Annotated in this window: 20 protein-coding genes; 13 read left to right on the top strand and 7 right to left on the bottom strand. The window is 53.8% G+C overall.

Annotated features, from left to right (window positions below; all coding sequences use genetic code 11):
* Positions 1-15 precede the first annotated feature (15 nt).
* Both SBO83_RS18900 and SBO83_RS18895 read right to left on the bottom strand, forming a co-directional pair.
* Positions 16-537 (bottom strand): chromate transporter, encoded by a 522-nt coding sequence (locus tag SBO83_RS18900; RefSeq protein WP_396132565.1) that lies wholly within the window; start codon positions 535-537, stop codon positions 16-18.
* Complete coding sequence (locus tag SBO83_RS18895; protein ID WP_396132564.1) at positions 534-1,112, bottom strand: chromate transporter; 579 nt, start codon at positions 1,110-1,112, stop codon at positions 534-536. Before SBO83_RS18895 ends, SBO83_RS18900 begins: the two co-directional genes overlap by 4 nt.
* Before the next feature lie 112 nt (positions 1,113-1,224).
* On the opposite strand from SBO83_RS18895, the gene SBO83_RS18890 reads away from it, so the two are divergent.
* Positions 1,225-2,142: a LysR substrate-binding domain-containing protein gene (locus SBO83_RS18890; protein WP_396132563.1), complete on the top strand. Its 918-nt coding sequence runs from the start codon at positions 1,225-1,227 to the stop codon at positions 2,140-2,142.
* Here the strand turns inward: SBO83_RS18890 and SBO83_RS18885 are convergent.
* Complete coding sequence (locus tag SBO83_RS18885) at positions 2,139-2,492, bottom strand: ArsR/SmtB family transcription factor (RefSeq protein ID WP_034789596.1); 354 nt, start codon at positions 2,490-2,492, stop codon at positions 2,139-2,141. The two genes, SBO83_RS18890 and SBO83_RS18885, sit on opposite strands and share 4 nt — an antisense overlap.
* A 221-nt stretch (positions 2,493-2,713) precedes the next feature.
* On the opposite strand from SBO83_RS18885, the gene fusA reads away from it, so the two are divergent.
* From fusA to SBO83_RS18870, 3 genes are all read left to right on the top strand, one after another.
* Positions 2,714-4,816 (top strand): elongation factor G, encoded by a 2,103-nt coding sequence (gene fusA / locus SBO83_RS18880; protein ID WP_396132562.1) that lies wholly within the window; start codon positions 2,714-2,716, stop codon positions 4,814-4,816.
* 97 nt (positions 4,817-4,913) lie between these two features.
* A complete protein-coding gene (locus SBO83_RS18875; RefSeq protein ID WP_396132561.1) occupies positions 4,914-5,222 on the top strand; it encodes a type II toxin-antitoxin system CcdA family antitoxin in 309 nt (102 codons plus the stop codon).
* Positions 5,222-5,533, top strand: coding sequence for a CcdB family protein (locus tag SBO83_RS18870; RefSeq protein ID WP_396132560.1), 312 nt, complete (start codon positions 5,222-5,224; stop codon positions 5,531-5,533). The genes SBO83_RS18875 and SBO83_RS18870 overlap by 1 nt, the downstream gene beginning before the upstream one ends.
* A 60-nt stretch (positions 5,534-5,593) precedes the next feature.
* Here the strand turns inward: SBO83_RS18870 and SBO83_RS18865 are convergent, their stop codons facing one another.
* Positions 5,594-6,601 carry an alpha/beta hydrolase fold domain-containing protein gene (locus SBO83_RS18865; RefSeq protein WP_396132559.1) on the bottom strand — a complete coding sequence of 336 codons (1,008 nt, stop codon included), beginning with the start codon at positions 6,599-6,601 and terminating at the stop codon, positions 5,594-5,596.
* 374 nt (positions 6,602-6,975) lie between these two features.
* Between SBO83_RS18865 and SBO83_RS18860 the strand changes: the two genes are divergently transcribed.
* Entirely contained in the window at positions 6,976-7,137 is a 162-nt protein-coding gene (locus SBO83_RS18860; protein WP_396132558.1) for a hypothetical protein, read from the top strand.
* Positions 7,138-7,541: 404 nt separating this feature from the next.
* On the opposite strand, the gene SBO83_RS18855 is transcribed toward SBO83_RS18860, so the two are convergent.
* On the bottom strand, positions 7,542-11,144 hold the full coding sequence (locus SBO83_RS18855) for a transporter substrate-binding domain-containing protein (RefSeq protein WP_396132557.1): 3,603 nt from the start codon (positions 11,142-11,144) through the stop codon (positions 7,542-7,544).
* A gap of 21 nt (positions 11,145-11,165) precedes the next feature.
* A complete protein-coding gene (locus SBO83_RS18850; RefSeq protein ID WP_396132556.1) occupies positions 11,166-11,789 on the bottom strand; it encodes a response regulator in 624 nt (207 codons plus the stop codon).
* Between the two features lie 995 nt (positions 11,790-12,784).
* Here SBO83_RS18850 and SBO83_RS18845 point away from each other — a divergent pair.
* On the top strand, positions 12,785-13,183 hold the full coding sequence (locus SBO83_RS18845) for a hypothetical protein (protein WP_396132555.1): 399 nt from the start codon (positions 12,785-12,787) through the stop codon (positions 13,181-13,183).
* Position 13,184: 1 nt separating this feature from the next.
* A complete protein-coding gene (locus SBO83_RS18840) occupies positions 13,185-13,469 on the top strand; it encodes a LuxR C-terminal-related transcriptional regulator (protein WP_396132554.1) in 285 nt (94 codons plus the stop codon).
* Between the two features lie 68 nt (positions 13,470-13,537).
* Here the strand turns inward: SBO83_RS18840 and ampC are convergent, their stop codons facing one another.
* Entirely contained in the window at positions 13,538-14,677 is a 1,140-nt protein-coding gene (ampC, locus tag SBO83_RS18835; protein ID WP_396132553.1) for a class C beta-lactamase, read from the bottom strand.
* A 138-nt stretch (positions 14,678-14,815) separates the two neighbouring features.
* Between ampC and SBO83_RS18830 the strand changes: the two genes are divergently transcribed.
* The 6 genes from SBO83_RS18830 (at position 14,816) to SBO83_RS18805 (ending at position 22,224) form a co-directional block, all read left to right on the top strand.
* Entirely contained in the window at positions 14,816-15,685 is an 870-nt protein-coding gene (locus tag SBO83_RS18830; RefSeq protein ID WP_396132620.1) for a LysR substrate-binding domain-containing protein, read from the top strand.
* Positions 15,686-15,771: 86 nt separating this feature from the next.
* Positions 15,772-16,449: an epimerase gene (locus tag SBO83_RS18825; RefSeq protein WP_396132552.1), complete on the top strand. Its 678-nt coding sequence runs from the start codon at positions 15,772-15,774 to the stop codon at positions 16,447-16,449.
* Between the two features lie 470 nt (positions 16,450-16,919).
* Positions 16,920-17,165 (top strand): hypothetical protein, encoded by a 246-nt coding sequence (locus SBO83_RS18820; RefSeq protein ID WP_396132551.1) that lies wholly within the window; start codon positions 16,920-16,922, stop codon positions 17,163-17,165.
* Positions 17,166-17,495: 330 nt separating this feature from the next.
* Positions 17,496-20,201 carry a magnesium-translocating P-type ATPase gene (gene mgtA / locus SBO83_RS18815; protein WP_396132550.1) on the top strand — a complete coding sequence of 902 codons (2,706 nt, stop codon included), beginning with the start codon at positions 17,496-17,498 and terminating at the stop codon, positions 20,199-20,201.
* A 98-nt stretch (positions 20,202-20,299) separates the two neighbouring features.
* Positions 20,300-20,554: a hypothetical protein gene (locus SBO83_RS18810; protein WP_185687983.1), complete on the top strand. Its 255-nt coding sequence runs from the start codon at positions 20,300-20,302 to the stop codon at positions 20,552-20,554.
* A 17-nt stretch (positions 20,555-20,571) separates the two neighbouring features.
* The gene (locus SBO83_RS18805) at positions 20,572-22,224 is read left to right on the top strand and encodes a Na/Pi symporter (RefSeq protein ID WP_396132619.1); all 1,653 of its coding nucleotides are present in this window, start codon (positions 20,572-20,574) and stop codon (positions 22,222-22,224) included.
* Positions 22,225-22,246: the final 22 nt, after the last annotated feature.

The following is a 22,246-nucleotide window of genomic DNA, read 5'->3' as shown; positions in this document are numbered from 1 at the left end:
ATAATAAGTGGATTGTCAGCCCAACGCCAGCCCGAGCACCGCGCCTGCCGCCAGCACCCATAGCGGGTGGAAACGCTTGCTCACCGCCAGCAGCGTGCAGATAGCAATTACCGCCGCCATGCTCAGATTGGGCGCCGTGGCCTTGGCTATCAACAAGCCGCTGGAGACTACCAAGCCGACAGTCACCGGCACCAGCCCACGCTGCACGATTTGCCGCCATGGCCGGTCTTTGTAACGCTTCCAGCCGCCCATTACGATAAGCGTGATGATGGAAGAAGGGCCGAACTTCGCCAGAGACGACACCAGCAGGCCCGCCCAGCCAGCCACTTGCCAGCCGACCAGCGGCACTATCATCATATTCGGGCCGGGGGCCGCCTGCGCCAAGGCGAACAGGGCGCTGAACTCCTGAGCACTCATCCAATGATGCACTTGCACCACTTCGCGCTGCATCTCCGGCAGAATGGTATTGCCACCGCCGAAGGCCAAAACCGAAAGCTGGGTAAAGAGTAAAGCCAGTGAAATCAGTATCGCGCTCATGCTTTGCTCCTCGCACAGATGAAAATGCTAATAGGGGCCAGCACTAGCATTACGGGCAGCATCGGGATACGGAATCCAGCAATGGCAATAACGCCAACGGCCACCACGACCAGCTGCAACCATTTGCCCCACAGCGGCGCCAGCATCTTGATGCCGGTGGAGAGCAGCAGGCCACCCGCCGCGGCCGCCAGTCCGGCAAACAGATGCTCGATCACCACGTCGTTTTGATAGCGGGCATACACCAGCCCGAGCAGCACCACGCAGATAGTGGGCGCCAATATCAGCCCCATCAGGGCCGACAGCGCGCCGCGCAGTCCGCGAAACTCCATCCCCAGCGCGACTGACAAATTAATAATGTTGCCGCCGGGCAGGAACTGGCACAGCCCTAACAGCTCGGTGAATTGCTCGGCGCTCAGCCAACGGCGCTTCTCGACCAGCATGTGTCTCGCCATTGGCAGCACGCCGCCAAATCCGGTCAGCCCGAGAATGAAAAACCCCATAAATAGTTGCCGACAGTCGGGTGTGTGCAGCTCGGCTTGGTGGTGAGAACGGGTCTCTAAAGAGTGTTGAGTCATAATGGCAATTCCCTGAACAGCGTGCTTTACGCTCTGGTTTTTTTGCCATAATGCTCGGCGGCGTGTCATGATGTCTAATGCATTTAATGACCACAAAGGATACCTAAAAGGTATGTCAAAACTGGATCTGCGAAAACTCCGCGCGTTTGTTACCGTGGTTGAAGAAGGCAGTATTTCCCGCGCCGCCGAGCGTCTGTTTATTCAGCAGCCGCCGTTAAGTCGCTTATTGCAGGGGCTGGAGCAGGATTTTGGCGTTCCACTGCTGGTTCGCCAGCCGCGCGGCGTGGTCGCGACCGATGCCGGAAGCGTGCTGCTGCAAGAGGCGCGGGCGCTGCTTTCACGCGCCGACCAGCTGGAAGCGGCGATGCAGCGCGCGGCGCAGGGCAAGCAGGGAAGTATCACCGTCGGCTTCACCAGCTCTTCCGCGCTGCACTCCTTTGTGCCGGAAGTGCTGCGCCGCTATCGCGAAATTTACCCCACGGTGAGCACCCAGTTGGAGGAAGCGGGAAGCACCGAGCTATTGCAGGGCGTTCTGGCGCAGCGCATTGACCTTGCATTCGTCAGGATGCCGGTTCACGGTATGCCCGAGTTGAAGGTGGAGCGCGTGTTGCAGGAGCCGATGCTGGTGGCGCTCCCAGCGGGGCATCGGCTGGCAACGCTGCCGCGCAACGAGCCGATTTCACTCAAGCTATTGGCGAACGAGCCTTTTGTGCTTTACCGACGCCCGGCGGGACAGGGGCTGTATGACGCCATTTTAGCCGCCTGTTTCCGTGCCGGGTTTAGCCCGCAAATAGTGCAAGAAGCGCCGCGTTTGACCTCATGTCTGAGTCTGGTGGGCGCGGGGCTTGGCGTGTCTATTGTGCCGCAATCAATCACCCGACTGGGCGGAGAAGGGATGGTGTTTCTGCCGCTGGTGGCGCAGGCGCAGCTCAGCGCGCCACTCTATTTGGCTCGCCGCGAAGACAGCGGGTCATCGGCAATCATCAATACTTTCTGCGAGTTGCTGCGCACTCAGCTGATTGATAATTAAAGATGTTCTTCGGAGATGTGGCGCACCGTGGCTTCCAGCGTGCTGGAGTCGGATTCAATGGCGCTCAATAGGGAGTCGAGTAAACCGGGGAAGCGTGCGTCGAGATCTTCGCGACGCAAAGATAACAAGTTGGCGCGGCCGTCCGGGCGCTGCCAGATAACGCCGCTGTCGCGCAGCACGCGCCAGTGGTGGGTTAGGGTCGATTTCGACAAGCCCTGCAACAGGGTTCCGCAAGGGTGTTCGCCGCCTTTGGCTAGCGTGCGTACAACGGCTAAACGCAGCGGATTGCCCAGTGCTGTCAGTACATTCTCTAAGCGAATCTGCTCGCGCTCGGGGTGGTTCGCTATCATTGGAATGATCCTCTTTCTTTCACGCCGATATGCGTGGGACGCGCAATATAGCTCATACAGCTACACTCTTTAAAGCACACATCACAACGATTTCACTAATAGAATAAATTTATTGTACGAATATACTCGTACAGTTGTATTATGCCTCTCGTTAAATGAAATGACGCAAAACTGCACTAGGCAGTGCGTCAACTTTGCCATCCATCACGTAAGGACGTTATATGGCTCGCCAAACCCCCATTGAGCGCTACCGCAATATTGGTATCTCAGCACACATCGACGCCGGTAAAACCACCACCACCGAGCGCATCCTGTTTTACACCGGCATGAATCACAAGCTGGGTGAAGTGCATGATGGCGGTGCGACGACGGACTGGATGGCGCAAGAACAAGAACGCGGGATCACCATCACTTCTGCGGCAGTGACCTGTTTCTGGCAGGGGATGGATCACTCGTTTGATTCGCACCGCATTAATATCATCGACACCCCAGGGCACGTCGATTTCACCATTGAAGTTGAGCGCTCAATGCGCGTGCTCGACGGCGCGGTGATGGTCTATGACTCGGTCGGCGGCGTGCAGCCACAGTCGGAAACCGTATGGCGTCAGGCCAACAAATATAAAGTGCCGCGTCTGGCTTTCGTCAACAAAATGGACCGTCCGGGGGCTAACTTCTTCCGCGTCCGCCAGATGATGGTTGACCGGCTGAAAGCCAATCCGGTGCCGATTGTTATCCCTATTGGTAGCGAAGAGAACTTCGTCGGCGTAGTCGATTTACGCAAAATGCGCGCCATCCTGTGGGATGACGAGACGCAGGGCATGACCTTCCGCTACGAGCCGATCCCTGCGGATTTGCAGGCGTTGGCCGAAGAGTGGCGCGAAAAAATGGTCTCTGCGGCGGCCGAGGCCAATGATGCGTTGATGGATAAGTACCTTGAAGAAGGCGACCTTTCCGAAGACGAAATCACCCAAGGTCTACGCATTCGCACTATTGCCGGTGAGATTCAGCCGATGCTGTGTGGCAGCGCCTTTAAAAATAAAGGCGTGCAGCGCATGCTCGACGCAGTGGTCGAACTGATGCCTTCTCCGCTGGACATCCCGCCGGTCGCGGGTACTGACGAGAAGGATCAGGAAGTGTTCCGCCATTCTGACGACAACGAAAAGTTCTCGGCGCTGGCGTTCAAACTGATGACCGACCCCTATGTGGGGCAATTGACCTTCGTGCGCGTCTATTCCGGCGTGCTGAAGAAAGGCGATAGCGTCTACAACCCGGTGCGCGGCAAGAAAGAGCGAATCGGCCGTATTGTGCAGATGCATGCTAACGATCGTATTGAGATTGATGAGATCCGCGCGGGCGATATTGCGGCCTGCGTCGGCCTGAAAGATGTAACCACCGGGGAAACCCTGTGCGACCCATCTGACATTATCACTCTGGTGCGCATGGAGTTCCCTGAGCCGGTGATTTCACAGGCCATCGAGCCGAAAACCAAGGCCGATCAGGAGAAAATGGGCATTGCGCTGTCACGGTTGGCGTCGGAGGACCCGTCGTTCCGTATCCGCACTGACGAAGAGTCCGGGCAGACGATCATTTCCGGCATGGGCGAGTTGCATCTGGAGATCATCGTTGACCGTATGAAACGCGAGTTTGGCGTCGAAGCCAATATCGGTAAGCCGCAGGTGACTTATCGTGAAACCGTGCGTAAAACGGTGACTGACGTTGACGGCAAATTTGTGCGCCAGTCCGGCGGTAAAGGCCAGTACGGCCACGTGGTATTCACCCTCGAGCCGCAGGAAGCGGGCAAAGGTTTTGCCTTTGTTGATGCCACCAAAGGTGGGGTGGTGCCGCGTGAATTTATTCCGGCGGTGGAAAAAGGCGTAGTAGAAGCGCTGAACAACGGCATTTTGGCGGGATACCCGGTGGTTGATGTCAAAGTGACCCTGACCTTCGGTTCCTCCCACGAGGTGGATTCCTCGGAAATGGCCTTCAAGATGGCGGCTATCTTTGGTTTCAAAGAGGCGGCGCGTCAGGCCAGCCCGGTGATCCTCGAGCCGATGATGCGCGTTGAAGTGGAAACGCCGGAAGACTACGCCGGTAGCGTGATGGGCGATTTGTCTTCTCGTCGCGGTACGGTGCAGGGGATGGAAGAGATTGCGGGCGGCGGCGGTAAAATTATTAAAGCCGAAGTGCCGCTCTCCGAGATGTTTGGTTACTCGACCACGCTGCGATCTATGTCGCAAGGCCGTGCAACTTACACCATGGAGTTCAACCATTACGCCGAGGCACCGCGCAACGTCGCAGAAAGTATCATCGCCGCGCGTGGCTAATCAGTAAGAATGGAGTAAAACGAAACGGCCTGAAAGGGCCGTTTTTTATTGGGCGCAGGGAATAGGACTCAGAACACCGCGAAATAAGGAGGTTAAGATGTATTGGCATGAGCGCCTGAAGTGTGTAAATATTGTGCGCATTGTTGATGCGTACAAGGAGTGTGTAATGCCAGTTAATTCGTCCACGGCGAAGCGAAGAACCAACGTCACGTTAAACGCTGAGCTGCTGGAGCAAGCCAAAGCGTTGGGCATTAATTTATCCGCGACTTTTGATAAAGCGTTGAAAGAAGCCGTCAGGGCACAGCAGAGTAAACAGTTCATGGAAGACAATCAGCAAGCCATCGATTCATGCAATGCCTTCACCGAAGAGGCCGGGTTATTTTCACAAGGAAGGGGCGTGTTGTAATGGCGCAATTCGATATTTATGAAAACCTTGGCGCGGGAAAGAGCAAGTATCCCTTCTTTATGGATATCCAAAATCCGCTATTTGAACGGCTCAACGAGCGCGTGGTTATCCCTCTAACGTCAATTAACAACCTCAAGGCTATCAAGCAATTACATCCTTCCATCGAGGTTTCGGGCCAGCATTACCTCATCCTGACCAATCTTCTGACCAGTATTCGCTTGCAGGAGTTACGGCATCAGCCGGTGATGAATGCGAGCAGTGCGAGAGATGAGGTGGTGGCTGCCATGGATCTGCTGGTGTTGGGGATTTAGCTGCCATAGCGCGAAGGGATTTCCCTCCCCGAGTCAGGGGAGGGGGAGATGCGGCACAGCTTATTTCAAGCTTTCACTCAGGAAGGTCGTCGCTTCGCTGATGGCCGCGCGGGTTGCTGGCGTTTGTGACAGCGCGTTAAGCAGCACGAAGTCGTGGATGGTTCCGGCGTAGCGGGTTGCGGTGACGCGCACTCCGGCCTGAGTCAGTTTGCGGGCGTAGGCTTCGCCTTCATCACGCAGCACGTCATTTTCGTCAGTGATCACCATCGCCTGCGGTAAGCCTTTCAGCTGTTCAACCGTGGCATTCAGCGGCGAATGGTAGATATCTTCGCGTTTGGCGACATTAGGTTCGTATTGATCCCAGAACCACTTCATGCCATCGTGGGTTAACCACGGCCCTTGGGCGAACTCGTGGTAAGAGCCGTTATCGAAATTGGCTGAGGTCACCGGGTAGAACAGCAGCTGGGACTTAATTGCCGGCGTTTTGCGCTCTTTTGCCAGCAGCGTGACCACGGCCGCCATATTGCCACCGACGCTATCCCCGGCCACGGCCAGCCGCGAGGCATCGACGTTGAACTCATCGGCGTGGTCGGCAATATATTTCGTCACTGCGTAATCTTCTTCAATCGCTACCGGATAGTGGTTTTCCGGCGAGCGGCTGTAATCCACGAACACCAGCGTGGCTTTGCTGCCTACTGCCAATTCGCGAACCAGACGGTCATGGGTATTTTTGTCGCCCATTACCCAACCTGCGCCGTGGAAATAGACAATCACCGGCAGTTTCTGGCTAAAGCCCTGTGGGCGAATAACGCGGATATTGGTTTTTCCTTTCGGGCCAATGGGCAGCACTTTGTCTTTGATGTCTACATTCAGCAGGTGGTCGGGCTTGGCCTGCGCACCTTCAAGCACTTTGCGGGCATTGGCCGGTGTCATTTTATAAATCGGGGTAGAACCGGCCAGAGAGTCGAGAAAAGCCTGAGTGGTTGGTTCAAGGACCGGCGCGGCGAAGGCGCTGGCAGATAACATGGATAAGGCTAAGGTGCTGGCGGCAGTGATTTTACGTTTCATTATTTTTCTCTCTGATGTTGTGAACGCTATGTTGTGGTGATGGGATATTTTATATCTCGCTATTAAATAGTGCACAAGTTAATTGTTGTTGTTTAAATATCGCGATAATTAAATTTTGATTGAAACCTGTGGTTTAACTTTTAAAAATCAATGGGATAACACTTTGTGCTTTTTTTGTAGCAACAATAGATTTCAGCTGTGGGAGAAAAGTTAGGTGAGTGTGGTGATCAGGCGAGCTATTTAACTGAAAATTAATAAAAATTCGGGGTAACGCATACCAAAGGTAATGTCCTGTAAAGAGCAAAACCAACTTAGCGGAAGACGTGCTAAGCTCCTGCAACATTTTGAAACATCACGCTCAGGATAGACAGGGAATGGACGTGTTTTTGGCTTATATTATTGAAAACCCTTCGCGGGTTTTGGTTTCCATAGCGTCAATTGGCATGGTGATTTTCGCCGCGCTATTACGCGGTGCCCATGCCGTGTTTGCCAGCTTATTGGCGATATTCGGATCGTTTTTAGCGATGTTGTTATAGCGGGTCCGGCAAGGGGCGTGCGGGAAACAGCCTATCGCACTTCCACCAATTTCCCTTCAATGACCTTCAGCTGTTTGTCCAATACTACGTAGTCAGCCCGGGCTCCCGGCTCGATTATCCCGCGGTCGTGTAAACCCAGGAAATCTGCCTGATAGCCCCAACGTCCAGTGCATCGCCACCTTGCATGATGTCCTTACCGCCGCCGCGAAAGTTTGTCCTTAGTGCTGCCCGCCTCCTGGGGGTTGGAGAAACCTCATCTGACTGCTGACTATTTGGCTCGCCAGCCGTTGTTAATGATCTCTCCCAAGTGCGCAGCGGATTTTTATCGCTGCGCCATGTCACGGTTGACAAAGCAAGGCGTGGCGACCAGACGAGGTGAAACATCACCGGCGGTTAGTCAGTTTTTAGCTTTGCTGGCCGTCATTGGCGATAAGCCACAGGCGAATGGCTTGGTCGAGCTGTAGGATATCGGCACACAGCTGGCGGAAGTCGGTATTCAGCGCCTCGGCGTCCGGATTACCAAAGGTTTGATCCTCCATCATGCTGGCCATCTCCTCAATCTGCTCGGCGCCGACAATCTGCGCCGCGCCGCTGATTTTATGCAGCGCCTCGGCGAAACTGCGCCAATCCTCTTTTTCCAACGCCGCGCTGGCTGCCGCCACGTCGCGCCGGTTCTCATCCCGCGTCTGTTCTAGCATTTGCTTGAGCAGTGCGTCATCTTTCATCGCCAGCGACCTTAGGCTCGGCAGGTCGAGCAGGGTTTCCAGTGGTGGCGGGGTAGAAATCACCAACGCCAGTTGATGAAGCGCCGCGTTAAGCTGCTTCATGCGCAGGGGTTTGAAGAAGCACTCATTCATGCCGACGTCCAGACTGGCTTTGCGCTCGGCGGCCTGCGCGTTAGCCGTCAGCCCCCAAATCACCGCAGGTTGGCCGTTTTGGCGAATCGCGCGCGTCAGCGCTAATCCGTCCATGACCGGCATATGGCAATCGGTTATCACCAAGTCAACATGATGCTCCTGCCATAGCCGCAGCGCCTGCTCGCCATTGACCGCCTCAATCACCCGATGCCCCAGCGACGTCAACTGGCGGCGCAGCAGTAGGCGGTTGGTTGGGTGGTCATCGGCAATCAGAATATCCAGCGAGCGCGGCGTAATGCGCAGACCGTCTTCGGTCACCGCAGGAGAATGCAGGGCCGCGCGAGCAGGCAGGTCGAAGGTGAGGATCACCCGGGTTCCCTGACCCGGCTGGCTGTCAAACCGGCAGGTGCCGCTCATCAGCTGGATTAACTCGGCGCTGATCACCAAGCCTAATCCCGTGCCGGTCTGCTTTTTACCCGCGTCGAGCTGCTTAAACGGCACGAACAGTTTTTTCTGGTCCTCGTCGCTGATACCAATGCCGGTATCATGCACCACCACCTGCATTTGCAGGCGATCCTCGGAACTCTGCGCGCCTGATAGCTCAATGCCCACCGTGCCGCGCGTGGTGAATTTCAGTGCATTGCTCAGGTAATTATAGAGCATCTGTTTCAGCCGCTGCGGGTCGAGCCAGACTTCAATATCCTGCGTCAGACGATTATCCCAGCTCAGCTTCAGCCCTTTCTGCTGGGCCAAGCCTTCAAAGATATGGATCACCGAGGAGCAGGTTTGCACTGGCGACACCCACTGCGGCGAAAGCTCAAGGTTGCCGGACTCAATCTTCGCCAGATCCAGTACGTCGCCCACTAACTCAATCAGCGACTGAGCCGAGGTGTAAGCCAGTTGCAGAGCCTCGCCGTCTGGCGTGTCGGCATTGCGGCTATTCTCTGCCAGTTCGAGCAGGCCGATGATCGCGCTGACCGGGGTACGAATCTCATGGCTCATGGTGGCGAGGAAGGTGCTTTTCGCCTTGTTGGCCTGCTGGGCGTTATCTTTTTCGGCGGAGACTTCCACCAACAGATTTTCGTAATCGGTGATGTCCTGCCAGCCGCAGATAAGCCCGTCAATCGCCCCTTTATGGTCGTTTAATACCGTGGTCCAGTGGGCGACAATGCGATGTTCTTCACCATTAAACAGGGTGGCGCGCTGTTGGTATTCGTGGCCGTCTTGTTCATTTTGCTGCTGTGACAGTAACGGCTCAAGGGCAGGCAGTAACGGCGACAGTGGATGGCGCTGGTCAAACAGCGGCAGCGCCATATGTTCGGGTGCTACTTGTGCAAAGAACTGGTCGTAGGCGCGGTTGTGACTTATCACCTCGCCGTGACGGTTCACCACGTAAATAGGCGTCGGCGAGCCGTTTAGCAGGGTGTCGCGGAAGTTAAGTTGCAGCAGCAGCGCGGCCTGCGCCTTTTGCTTCACTTTCATCGCCCGGCGCAGCCAGAAGGCCCAAAGCAGGGTGCTGACCACCAATATGCCCGCCAGCCCGAACATCAAATAATATTGGGTGCTGTAGAGCTTCCAGGTTTCCAGCGGCACTTCCGGGCTGCCTTGCCACTTGTTGAAGATTTTGGCGTAGGCGCGTGGCGGAATATCGGCCAGCGTCTTGTTGAGAATGCCTTCAAGCTCGCGCTGATCTTTACGCACCCCGAAGCTGACGGTGGCCGTCTGATCGCCTACGCGGGCGGCAATTTTCAGCCGACCGGCGAAGTAGCGGTCAATCATAAAGCTGGCACCGGTTTGAATATGAATCGCGGCGTCGGCGCGCTTTTCTTCCACCAATTTCATGGCTAGGGTGGCATTGGCCACGGGGAGCCAGACCACTTCTGGGTACAGCTCGGCGTATCTCTGCTGAATCTGATTACCGTCGACCACCGCCACGCGCATCTTGCCGCCCAGCTCTGTCGGCGCTTTGCCATCATTACGCACCACCAGAACGAAAGGTGCAAACATGAAAGGACGGGTGAAGGTCATCTTATCTTCGCGCAGCGTACTGTGGCTCAGAGCGGCAATCATATCACCTTTGTGATTGACCAAATCGTCGGCCATGCTGCTGACATTTCCTTCGGGGATCATCTCGAAATGAATGCCGGTACGCAGGGAAATCAGATGCAGCAGGTCCATGCTAATACCGTGGAAGCTGCCGTCGGCGTCGCGCAGGCTGATCGGCGCGTAGAACGGATTGGCGATCACCTTAATCACCGGATTCTCTTTAATCCACTGCTGCTCGTGGGCGGTCATTTTCACCGGCTGGTGCAGGAAGAAGAAGTCCGGTCCGAGGAACCAGGAGTTGATGATGGCGTCCTGTTGCAGCGGCGTGACGGCGGCCAGCACGCTGTTGACCGCGCGCAAAAGCACGGCATTGTCTTTGCGCATCACGATGCGAGCTCCGGCGTCGAGAGCCGGGGAGAAGGATACTACCGACAGGCTATTGCTGTAATTTCTGTCGATGAAGAAACTGACATTGGCCATATTGCCAAGCAGGTAGTCGTAATGGCGGTAGGCAAGGGCGGAAATAGCGCTTTGGCTTGAGGGGAAACGGGTTATCTGCGCGTCGGGATAGAGCTTTTTGATCTGGGCATCAGACAAGTAATCCTTGGCGACCACCAGGCTGAAAGGCTTACCCGGCGTGGGTTTGTCCATGTCGGTGGCTTTTTTGGTGACCAGCGCAGGATGATTGGGCAAATAGGCGAGGCTGGCTGAGAAGCGCTGTGGGTCGATGTCTGGCGAGCCGTGGTCGTCAATCATCATATCCACCTGACCGGACTCCACTGCCATCAGCGCCTCGGCACGGCTTTCAAAACGCACCGGGCGAGGTTGCACGCCGAGCTGGCGGCTGACGATTTGCAGATAATCGGCGGAGATACCTTCAAAGGTGCCCGGAGCGACCACGATATCCATCGGCTGGTTTTGCGGCTCCCAGGTGGCGACCGTCAGCTCTTTCTTGATGCCCAGCCAGCGCCAGTCGGCGTCGGAGAGGTGGAACTTCAATTCAGGCTGTTGCTGGCGGCTGTAAATCATCAATTGTTGGGGTGGCGGCGCGGCCAGCACCGACATGGATAACGTCAGCAGTAAAACAAAAAGCACTTTTAACATTACTTTGGGCCTGTCACTGGGTCATGAAATCTGGTTACGTCTGACAAAGTCGAGTAACTCCGTCCGTGTTTTCAGCCCCAGTTTGTCCATTAACCGGCTTTTATAAGTGCTGATGGTTTTATTGCTTATTTTCATTCTAGTGGCAATGGTGATCACTTCCATGCCCTGAGCTAAATATTGCAAAACCTGAAATTCCCGCGTGGAAAGGGTTTTAATTCGCTCGGCATCGCTGGTGGTTTCTTCTAATAAGGCGTTGCTATGGCTTTTAAGGGGGAAATAGCCATAACCATTGCGCACGGCTTCAATGGCAATATTTAAATCAGACAGGTTATTTTTCTTGCTGATAAAGCCGTTGGCCCCGCTTTTCGCGCTACGCAGGGCGTAGTAGTCGGCATTTTTACCACTCATGACGATGGCGGGCGTGTGGTTACGCTGGGTTCTTAAATTTTCGATCACTTCCAGCCCGTCCATATTATTTATATCAATATCAATAATTAACATGTCTGGTTCTAACTCGGCCATCAAACCAAAAACTTCCTGACCATCGGCGGTTTCAGCCACCACTTCATGTCCGTTATTTTCTAGCAAAAAGCGTATTGCGGTACGGGCCAAGGGATGGTCATCAACGATAAGAAATCGACTCATTATTATTCCAACCTAAAGTAAATGCTGTCGCAGTCTCTAAGAATAAGAGTAGATGACTGTAAGATTATTCGTATCTTAAATAGCCGCACTCCCTATAACAAGATGAATTCGCCTTTGTAGGCCAGTTCCTACAGGGGGTGATGATTTGGCTGATACGAGATGCTGGGCAAGGGATAAAAAAGGAGGAAAGCAGAGCTCTGGCTGTTCCCCTTCATCACTAAAGTCAGCTGACTTGGTTGTCCATGTCACTGTCAGATTGAGTTCTGGGTTAACTTAGCCTCTTTGACTCGCGCCGTAATAGTGTTGAATGCAACATCGTCAGCCGCGGAGGTATCAGTATCGGCTCTTTAATCTCGGCTGTGGGGATTTCACCCCACTCGGCACGGGGTTGGCGTCGGGCAGATATTAATGGCGCATTCATAATCATTACTCATTTTGAGTTAGAGAATTAAAAGGAATAAGCGGTCACTAAACGGGCAGGCTGTTTCCTTTTAACTTAAAGTGAAAAAATGACGTAATAAAAAATTCGTGGAATAACATTTGGCGTCATTCCATCAAGATTTTTCTTATTAAACATTATTTAAATAAAGGGAAAAATCAGCCAATTCGTCAGGCGGCGTAGGCGCTGGACTACGGGGTGTGTAGTCAGAATGAAATAGAAAATAGGAGTTATTCTTTAATCACTTTTAAGATAATCTGTTTCGTTGTTAGTGCGTTTATATTTGCTTTTTTCGTCGCGGACTCATGTCGAATGAGTGCCGTAGTCTTGTCATCCATTTCCTACAGCTCATGATGATTTCGCCGATTATTATCCCTCGCAATAACTTGTTTAATGGTTCCATGCTGACCGATTAATACCTCATCCCCAGATGCTCGGTTAGCTGCCTGCGTAACCCGATGGAGGGGTTACCACGCTTTATTTGGCAACGCTTTCTGTTCCACACCAGGGAATATTTGCCACGATACTGTGGCATTTTTTTATCATGAGAATAGATATGCTTAATATCGCTATGATGGACGCCGATACTTATATTAAATATGGTCTTTCTGTCTACTTTAATTCCAAAGGGATTAATGTGATGGCCGCCTCAAATATTAGTGATCTGACCGTTAACCTTCGAAGCAATGAGATCGACGTAGTGGTGATGGAGTTATTCAGCCGCGATAATGATGTTTTCGAATGTATTGAGTTTGTACGATCCTTCTCATCCAAATGGCCGCGCAGCAAATTGGTGATCTATACCCAAGTTGCTAACGAAGACGCCGTGAAGTTATTAATTTCCGTCACCGGCCAGAAAGAGATCGTTTATAAAACTGACAGTATGCATGCGCTGGCGTCGTGCGTATTTTCACCTTGGAAAGGCAGCCTGACCTGCTTCAACATGGCGCATTAATATGGCGATACCCTCAAACAGATTTGCCAAATTAACGGCGCGGGAATGGTGCGTCATGCGCATGCTAGCCGACGGCATTGTGCCGATGCAAATCGCCGACAGTTTGTCGATCAGTGTCAAAACCGTTAGTCAGCACGTCAATAATATTGAAAAAAAGCTCGGCGTTGAAAACCGTCTGTACCTACAGAAGATGCTGATAAAGTTAAAAAAAGAGGCCAATGCATATTCAACGCCTCCAGATGCTATTCGGTTTTCCAAGCGAATGCCGGGGAAGCGCCACCCTTAATCGGCAAGAGGGAAAGTACCTAATATTTTATGAGCGCGGCACTCGCCGCGCTCTCCGTTCAGGCCTAGTTACTTATCCAAGGTTTGAATAATGTTGTAGGTGGCGTTGACCCTGTCGTCGTTCGGGAACCATTTGTTCGCCAGCATCACCACGGCAATTTTGCGCGACGGAATAAACACCGCGTAGGTGGAGAACCCGCCGGTGGAGCCGGTTTTGTTATACCAGTTCTCAGGCGTGCCCGGTTTTGGCGGCGTGATGGCGGTGGCTGGCATACCCTCCATAATCATCCCCGCTGCATTGCCGGTCACCAGTTGCTTGAGTTCTGGCGGGTAGGCGTAGCTTTCCCACATCATATCTTGGGTGAATTCGCTGGCTTTGAAATAGCCGGTATGGGTATCGTTAATGGCTTTCTGCCATGAGTCGTCGATTTTCTTCACTTGCATATTGGCATCAAGGAAGCGAATTAAATCCAGCGAGTTGGATTTCAAGCCGTAAGATTCGGCATCCAGCGGGCCGGGATTCACCCGAACCGGCTTATCAGCCTTGTTATAACCTTGCGCATAGTCGTGCATCTGATCTTCTGGCACGTTGACATAAGTACGGGTCATGCCCACGGCTGGGAGCAGCTGTTTTTCCATCGCGTCGCTGAATTTCATATTCAGGCTTTGCGCGGTGATCATCCCCAGCATGCCGATACCCAAGTTGGAATAAACCCGATAAGTGCCAATTGCATGCTTTGGCTGCCAGTTTTTGTAGTAAGTCATCAACTGGGTGTTATTAGTCACGTCGTCCGGCACGAACAGCGGCAGACCGGAGGTGTGAGTTGCCAGATTCAGCAGACTGACATGGTCGAAGGCAGAACCTTTCAGCGACGGCAGATATTTACTGGCCGGATCGTTGAAGTCTATTTTGCCCTGATTATTGGCATAGGCCGCCAGCGTCGCGGTAAAGGTTTTGCTCAGCGAGCCAATTTCAAACAGCGTGGTGTTAGTAATTGGGGCCTTGGTCTGTTTCGAGGCCACGCCGTAGTTGTAGAATGTGTGCTTGCCGTTTTCAGAGACGGCGATGGTCATGCCCGGCACATGGTATTTCTGCATCAAGGGCTGGATTATTTTATCGATCTCGGCTTTGTCGGTGGCCGCGCTGACGGATGCACTTAATAGCGTCAGTGGGAACAGAGCCAGAACTAACATCTGGTTTTTTTTCATGGTGAATTCTCAGGTATTGAAAAAATAAATGGATTTAGATGAATCGTTTGACGTCGCGAATAAGTTTTATCCATTCGCCATCTTCTCACAAGCGACAAGAATTTCAGGGAGCCTAAAGGAAAACTTATGCCACACGCCATGCGCAACCGACTACCATTAAACGCCTTACGAGCCTTCGAGTCTTCTGCACGTCATTTAAGTTTCACCCGCGCCGGGTTGGAACTGTGCGTGACACAGGCCGCCATCAGCCAGCAGGTCAGAAGTCTCGAAGAGCAGTTGGGCATCGTGCTGTTCCGCCGTCTGCCACGGGGATTAGATTTGACTGAGGAAGGTCAGGCGCTGTTTCCCGTTCTCAGTGACGCCTTTGAGCGCATCAGCGCGGTGCTGCATCAGTTTGAGGACGGCCATTTTCACGAGGTGCTCACCGTGGCGGTGGTCGGCACCTTTGCCGTAGGCTGGCTAATGCCCCGGCTGGCCTCATTCCGCGAAGCTCATCCGTTTATCGATCTGCGCATTCTGACCAACAATAACGTTGTGAATCTGGCCTCTGACGGCATGGATTTAGCCATCCGTTTCGGCAATGGCCAGTGGCCGATGACGCAAAATCTTAAGTTGCTGGACGCGCCGCTGACCGTGCTCTGTACCCCTGAGATTGCCCGCCAGTTGCAGACGCCAGAGGACCTGAAACGCCATCCGCTGATGCGCACTTATCGCAAGGATGAGTGGGATCAGTGGCTCAGCGCCGCGCAAATCACGCCGTGGCGCATTGGCGGCCCGGTATTTGACTCCTCGCGGCTAATGGTGGAAAGCGCCATTCACTGCGGCGGCGCGGTGCTGGTTCCAGCCAACATGTTTAGTCGCGAAGTGCAGAGCGGCCAGCTGGTGCAGCCATTCCCGTTAGAAGTAGATCTTGGCAGTTATTGGCTGACCCAGCTTAAATCGCGCGCCAAAACCCCGGCGATTAAAAGCTTTGAGAACTGGCTGATACAGCAGGTGGCGGCGGGCTAAGCCACGATTAGCCACTCACAACGCACCTGAGATCTCAGTATGCTGGGTCATCATCGCCATACCGGCGACATTAAGGACATCGCGTAATGAAAATTATCATCTTTGGAGCTTCAGGCATGGTCGGGCAGGGCGTATTGCGCGAATGCCTGCTGGCGGCGGATGTCGAGCAAGTCACCACCGTCGGGCGCAGCCGCTTAAAAGAAACAAACCCCAAGCTGCGCCAGGTGGTGCTGCCAGACCTGCTGCAACCTGAAACGCTGGATGAAAGCGAATGGCAGGGCTTTAATGCCTGCTTCTTCTGCCTCGGGATCTCCGCCTCGGGCCTGAGCGAAGTGCAGTATCGCCGCCAAACTTATGACCTGACGCTGGGTATCGCCAAAAAGCTGGCGCAGCACTCGCCAAATCTGACCTTTACTTATGTCTCAGGCACCGGGACCGACAGCAGCGAGAAGGGCCGTGTAATGTGGGCACGGGTGAAAGGCAAAACCGAGAATGACCTGCAAAAGCTGCCGTTCGCTAGCGTCTATTTATTCCGCCCTGGGGTGATTGTGCCGCTGCACGGTATTGAGTCGAAAACCGCCAGTTATCGGGCGTTTTATCGCTGGACCAAGCCCGTCTTGGCGCTGTTCCGCCAGTTATTCCCCAATCGCTTAGTGACCACGGAGAGCCTCGGCAACGCCATGCTGAACGCGGCGCGGGGAGCTAAAGGCCGCTATGTGATTGAAGCTAAACAGATCAATGCGCTGGCCAAGGCTCCGCGCTAATAGTCCGTTTTCTCTGCTTAACCCTCGCGCGGGGACTGAACCGCGCGGGAAAACGCCGGACCAGCGGAGAAGGGGGATGAGTTCGCCAAGGGGGAAATCGCCGTGGCTAATAATCATCTGAGTGAAATGTAATGTAATAACCTTTCTATTTGAGTTTAATGTTTTCCAGCAATGAGGTCGCGAATATCACCAGAATATAAACAAACCTATTTATTATTACTTTGCGGGTTGACAATATTATGGCTCATGGGTAGATTGCACGGGCCGGAAGTTGAGGCCTTTCCTAACTTAACATAAGAGAATAATGGACACTGTATCTAGTCACTTGCCGAATGACGCTTTCTTAGCGGTTCGGAATAATAAACATGAAATTGATTGTGATCATTTCATCGTTCGGGTGTGCCTCGCCAGAGCTTAGTCTCTTGTGTCTTAGCACCTCAACCTGAAGTATCACGGTCCCGAGGTGTGTTATGAACTTCAAAATGACCCTTTTCCCTGATGTCAAAGCACTGACATCCACTTTGCGCGTTCGCCCGTCCCGCGATCGGACTTTGGCTGCGCGTAAAAAACATTCCAATTCGATTTTTTCAAACAAAATCAATGAATTGAATCAGCGTGTTACTAATTGGCGCGTCAGTCCTGTCACCGGCCAGCTGGAGCAACGCTGCACCTTTTCTGATACCGAAGACCCACAAAGTCGGACCTTCTCTGCCTGATATCACCCCTGGCGGTGTTGCGGCGTCGTGGCGTTAATCCCTGAGCGGATTAAGGCTTAACGCGTCACGCAATCTGTCACCGAGGTGCCATCAGTTATTATTTGCGTATTTTTTGATTGCCTGAGTTTATTTAAATATTCAGGCCGGCGAAGCTATGCGTAAATAAATAAAACCAAAATGTTTTACTCCGTTCATTAATTGAATGGCGGGAACGCTTGCGCAAAATTAATTAAAAACCGATCGCATAAACGATACGGACTATTTCCGGCTGCCTGCAACTCTGCTTATGCCGTGAAGAGTTCCCTATTGTCTGGCGACAGGAGCACTACCATGACTGTAGAACACAAAACCCGGGATAAAAAAAATCCGAAGGCCAACGCGCTGTCAATGCGTGCCGCCCAGGAAGCCAAAAATGGCGTGGCGACCACGCTGATTAACATGGGAGCCACCAAAGAGGGGCTGCTGCACGCCAACGCGGCGTCGCGACTGGAAAAAGATGGCTATAACGAAGTGGCGCACGATAAGCCGCCTCACGCGCTAGTGCAGTTGATCAAGGCGTTTAACAACCCGTTTATTTACATCCTGTTAGCCCTTGCCAGCATCAGCTTCTTTACCGATTACTGGCTGCCAACCCACAGCGGCGATGAGGGGGATTTGACTACCGTTATCATCATCGGCGCGATGGTTAGCCTTAGCGGATTACTGCGTTTTTGGCAGGAGCATCGCTCGGCAAAATCCGCCGAAGCGTTGAAAGCGATGGTCAGAACCACCGCCACCGTGTTGCGTCGCGACAGCGTCAGCAAGCCGGGCAAGCTGTGTGAAATCCCAATGCGCGAACTGGTGGTAGGGGACATCGTGCAGCTCTATGCTGGGGACATGATCCCCGCCGACGTGCGGCTGATTGAGTCTCGTGACCTGTTTATCAGCCAGGCGGTGTTAACCGGCGAAGCCTTGCCGGTGGAGAAGTACGACACGTTGGGCGACGTGGCGCAGAAGTCAGCCAGCGAAGTGGCAATGGATAATGACAGCCTGCTGGATATGCCGAACATCTGCTTCATGGGTACGAACGTGGTCAGCGGCACGGCGCAGGCGGTGGTGGTAGCGACCGGGCCGCGAACCTACTTTGGTTCACTGGCGAAAGCCATCGTCGGCACCCGCGTGCAAACCGCCTTTGACCGTGGCGTGAACAGCGTGAGCTGGCTGCTGATCCGCTTCATGCTGGTGATGGTGCCGGTGGTGTTCATGATTAACGGCCTGATGAAGGGAGAGTGGTGGGACGCGCTGCTGTTCGCGCTGGCGGTGGCGGTCGGCCTGACGCCAGAAATGCTGCCGATGATTGTTAGTGCCAACCTCGCCAAAGGCGCGGTGGCGATGGCGAAACGCAAAGTGGTAGTTAAGCGTCTGAATTCCATCCAGAACTTAGGCGCAATGGACGTGCTTTGCACCGACAAAACCGGCACGCTGACTCAGGATAAAATCATTCTCGAGCACCACATTGATACCGCCGGGCAGAAGAATGAGTCAGTGCTGTCACTGGCGTGGCTGAACAGCCATCACCAGAGCGGCATTAAGAACCTGATGGATCAGGCGGTGATCTACTTCTCCGAAAACGAGGCGAACTTCGTCAAACCGGAGGGGTATAGCAAGGTTGACGAGATGCCGTTCGACTTTATCCGCCGCCGCCTGTCGATCGTGGTGAAGGATAAACAGGCTAATCACCTGCTGGTGTGCAAAGGCGCGGTGGAAGAGATGTTGAGCATTTCGACCCACATGCATGAAAACGGCAAAGTCGTGGAGCTGGATCAAACGCGTCGCGATGAGCTGCTGGCGATGGCCAACGACTACAACAAAGACGGTTTCCGCGTGCTGGTGGTAGCCACCCGCGACATTAAAAAGGGTGATACCAAGCCTCAGTACAGCACGGCAGATGAGCACGACCTGATTATTCGCGGGTTCCTGACCTTCCTGGATCCGCCGAAAGAGACCGCAGGCCCGGCCATTGCCGCACTGCAAAATATCGGCGTGGCGGTGAAAGTGCTGACCGGGGATAACGCGATTGTCACTACGCGCATCTGCCGTCAGGTGGGGCTGGAGCCGGGCGAGCCGGTGCTCGGTCCGCAGTTGGAGCATCTGGATGACGCCACGCTGCAAATTTTAGTGGAAGAGCGCACGGTGTTTGCCAAGCTGACGCCGTTGCAAAAATCGCGGGTGTTGAAAGCCTTGCAAGCTAACGGCCACACCGTCGGTTTCCTCGGCGATGGGATTAACGATGCCCCGGCGCTGCGCGACGCCGACGTGGGGATTTCCGTCGACAGCGGCACGGATATCGCCAAAGAGTCTGCCGATATCATCCTGCTGGAAAAGAGCCTGATGGTGTTGGAGGAGGGGGTACTCAAGGGGCGCGAGACCTTCGGCAACATCATGAAGTACCTGAACATGACCGCCAGCTCCAACTTCGGCAACGTATTTTCGGTGCTGGTGGCCAGTGCGTTTATTCCGTTCCTGCCGATGATGGCGATTCAGTTGCTGCTGCAAAACCTTATGTACGATATTTCACAACTTGCTCTGCCTTGGGACAAAATTGATAAGGAGTTCCTGAAAAAACCGCGTAAGTGGGACGCGAAAAACATCGGCCGCTTTATGGTATGGATTGGTCCAACCTCGTCGATTTTCGACATGACTACCTTCGCGCTGATGTGGTTTGTGTTTAGCGCCAATAGTGAACATATGCAGACGCTGTTCCAGTCCGGCTGGTTTGTCGAAGGACTGCTGTCACAGACCCTGGTGGTGCATATGCTGCGTACCCAGAAGATCCCGTTCATTCAGAGCACGGCGGCGCTGCCGGTACTGTTAATGACCGGCATGGTGATGGCGATTGGTATCTATGTGCCGTTCTCGCCGTTGGGGCCATTGGTCGGGCTGCAGGCACTGCCGTGGCAGTACTTCCCATGGTTGGCAGGCACCTTACTGGCCTACTGCTGCGTGGCGCAGGGCATGAAAACCATTTATATCCGTCGCTTCAAACAGTGGCATTAAGATTGAACAGAAATAATCTTTATTGATGTGACCTCAAACGGGTGTCGTCTAATCACGGCACTCGTTTGAATAAAGGAAAAGAGTTATAGGAAGTTACCATGAAACACGCTTATTTAATTAGACCTAAGCGTGGCGTTATTTTGCTGATTAAAAATAAGATCATCATTTTGGTGGTGTTATTTTTAATGAAAATAACCCGCATCCTGCGCGTTAATTCTCTGAAGTGGTACAGCAAGGAGAAAATAAGTTATACCCAAACTAAAACTGTTTTAGATTTCGCCAGCGCTATTAATCGAATTTCGATCAGGTTACTGCGTTTTACCAAAGCACCATCCCTGAATAAGGGGGAATAATTATGTTCGGAACTACTCTGTCTGGAACCACCCTGTTAATTAACCTGGCTGGCGCCATTGCCCTACTGTTGTGGGGCAGCCATATGATTTCCACCGCGCTACAGCGCGGATTCGGCACCCAACTGCGTCACTGGATGGGCCGCCATTTGAGCAACCGCTGGATGGCGCTGCTGTCCGGCATCGGCATCACCGGCATTCTGCAAAGCAGCACCGCCGTGAGCCTGATGGCAACCTCCTTTACCGCTGCCGGGACGCTAAGCCTTTCCCCCGCGCTAGCGGTGATGCTTGGTGCCAATATTGGCTCCACGCTGGTGGTGCAACTGATGAGTTTCAACACCGCGATTGCTATCCCGCTGCTGATGCTGGGGGGCTTTGTGGTGTTCAAAATGCGCGACCACTCCAGCTTTGAAAGTGCGGGCTGCGCCATGATCGGGCTGGGTTTGATGCTGCTGGCGCTCAGCCTGTTGGGCAGCACGCTTGAGCATATTGAGTCGACTCCGGTGTTTCACGCCGTGATGCAAGGGCTACAGGGCGATACCCTGATTGCCCTGATGGTCGCCATCATTTTGACTCTGATTTGCCACTCGAGCGTGGCGGTGATTTTGCTGATTGCCTCGCTGGCCACTACCGGAGTGATGAATCAAGAAACCGCGCTGGTGCTGGTGTTGGGTGCCAATATCGGCGGCGCCTTGCCACCGGTGTTGAGCGCCGGTACGCCGGTAGCTCGCCGCCTGCCGATTGGCAATCTGCTGGTTCGGGTATTGGGCAGTCTGGTGGCGTTACTGCTGTTGCCGCTGCTGGCCGACGGCGCGAGAAGCCTGGCGCTCACCACGCCGCAGCTGGTGGTGTGGTTCCACACGGCATTTAGCGTGGTGCTGGCGCTGGTGTTTATCGGGCTGATTTCCCCACTGGCGCAGGTACTGGAGGCGCTGTTCCCGGAAGAAGAGCGCGTTGGCGATCCGGGTATGCCGATGTATCTCGACGAAGCCGGGCTGGACGTCGCCTACCTCGGGCTGTCTAACTCGGTGCGGGAATCACTGCGGGTAGCGGACATGCTGACCATTATGCTCGACCGGCTGTTCGTGCTGTTCCAGCATCTTGAGCAGGGCGTCGCCGACGAAATTCGTCAAGTCGATCAGTCGCTTGATCTGCTCAGCGCGGCGGTTCGCGCCTATCTGGCGGATCTCGGGCAGGACGGTTTGAGTGACTCGGATGCCGACCGCGCGCAGGAGATCCTGATGTTCGTGATCAACTTCGAGCACGCTGGCGACATTCTTTCCAGTAATCTGACCCAGCTGGCGACCCGCCGTTCGCGCCGTGGCGAGCAGTTCAGTGAGTTCGAGCTGAACAACATTCGGCTGCTGCACTGGGAAGTGCTCACCAGTTTACGGCTGGCGGTGACGGCGTTTCTGGGGGAAGACCTCTCGGCGGCGCATCAGTTGGTGGCGCGCAAAGAGTCGATTCGTCAGTTGGAGGCATCGGCCAGCCGTGAGCATTTTAAAAAGTTGCGGGAGGATAAAAATGCCTGGGCGGAATCTGGAGATATATTCCAGCGCGTATTACGTGATTATCGTCGCGTGCATCATCATATCGCCGCAATTGCTTATCCCGTTATTGAACGTTTAGGCAATGACAATATTCTGATCAGTGAAAACAGACCTGAAATTTAACCAAGATAATAACAACAACCTA

This window comes from Ewingella allii (assembly GCF_044430645.1).
GTDB classification, from domain to species: Bacteria; Pseudomonadota; Gammaproteobacteria; order Enterobacterales; family Enterobacteriaceae; genus Ewingella; species Ewingella allii.
This window is presented reverse-complemented; position numbering and strand designations above follow the sequence as displayed.

What these genes read in the sequence shown, in the direction of transcription:
- SBO83_RS18860 (WP_396132558.1), top strand. Translation starts at nt 6,976, where the DNA reads ATGGACGTGTTTTTGGCTTATATTATTGAAAACCCTTCGCGGGTTTTG.
- SBO83_RS18900 (WP_396132565.1), bottom strand. Translation starts at nt 537, where the DNA reads ATGAGCGCGATACTGATTTCACTGGCTTTACTCTTTACCCAGCTTTCG.
- SBO83_RS18865 (WP_396132559.1), bottom strand. Translation starts at nt 6,601, where the DNA reads ATGAAACGTAAAATCACTGCCGCCAGCACCTTAGCCTTATCCATGTTA.
- SBO83_RS18810 (WP_185687983.1), top strand. Translation starts at nt 20,300, where the DNA reads ATGAAACACGCTTATTTAATTAGACCTAAGCGTGGCGTTATTTTGCTG.
- SBO83_RS18830 (WP_396132620.1), top strand. Translation starts at nt 14,816, where the DNA reads ATGCGCAACCGACTACCATTAAACGCCTTACGAGCCTTCGAGTCTTCT.
- SBO83_RS18895 (WP_396132564.1), bottom strand. Translation starts at nt 1,112, where the DNA reads ATGACTCAACACTCTTTAGAGACCCGTTCTCACCACCAAGCCGAGCTG.
- fusA (WP_396132562.1), top strand. Translation starts at nt 2,714, where the DNA reads ATGGCTCGCCAAACCCCCATTGAGCGCTACCGCAATATTGGTATCTCA.
- SBO83_RS18855 (WP_396132557.1), bottom strand. Translation starts at nt 11,144, where the DNA reads ATGTTAAAAGTGCTTTTTGTTTTACTGCTGACGTTATCCATGTCGGTG.
- ampC (WP_396132553.1), bottom strand. Translation starts at nt 14,677, where the DNA reads ATGAAAAAAAACCAGATGTTAGTTCTGGCTCTGTTCCCACTGACGCTA.
- SBO83_RS18825 (WP_396132552.1), top strand. Translation starts at nt 15,772, where the DNA reads ATGAAAATTATCATCTTTGGAGCTTCAGGCATGGTCGGGCAGGGCGTA.
- SBO83_RS18885 (WP_034789596.1), bottom strand. Translation starts at nt 2,492, where the DNA reads ATGATAGCGAACCACCCCGAGCGCGAGCAGATTCGCTTAGAGAATGTA.
- SBO83_RS18840 (WP_396132554.1), top strand. Translation starts at nt 13,185, where the DNA reads ATGGCGATACCCTCAAACAGATTTGCCAAATTAACGGCGCGGGAATGG.
- SBO83_RS18820 (WP_396132551.1), top strand. Translation starts at nt 16,920, where the DNA reads ATGAACTTCAAAATGACCCTTTTCCCTGATGTCAAAGCACTGACATCC.
- SBO83_RS18870 (WP_396132560.1), top strand. Translation starts at nt 5,222, where the DNA reads ATGGCGCAATTCGATATTTATGAAAACCTTGGCGCGGGAAAGAGCAAG.
- SBO83_RS18850 (WP_396132556.1), bottom strand. Translation starts at nt 11,789, where the DNA reads ATGAGTCGATTTCTTATCGTTGATGACCATCCCTTGGCCCGTACCGCA.
- SBO83_RS18890 (WP_396132563.1), top strand. Translation starts at nt 1,225, where the DNA reads ATGTCAAAACTGGATCTGCGAAAACTCCGCGCGTTTGTTACCGTGGTT.
- mgtA (WP_396132550.1), top strand. Translation starts at nt 17,496, where the DNA reads ATGACTGTAGAACACAAAACCCGGGATAAAAAAAATCCGAAGGCCAAC.
- SBO83_RS18875 (WP_396132561.1), top strand. Translation starts at nt 4,914, where the DNA reads ATGTATTGGCATGAGCGCCTGAAGTGTGTAAATATTGTGCGCATTGTT.
- SBO83_RS18845 (WP_396132555.1), top strand. Translation starts at nt 12,785, where the DNA reads ATGCTTAATATCGCTATGATGGACGCCGATACTTATATTAAATATGGT.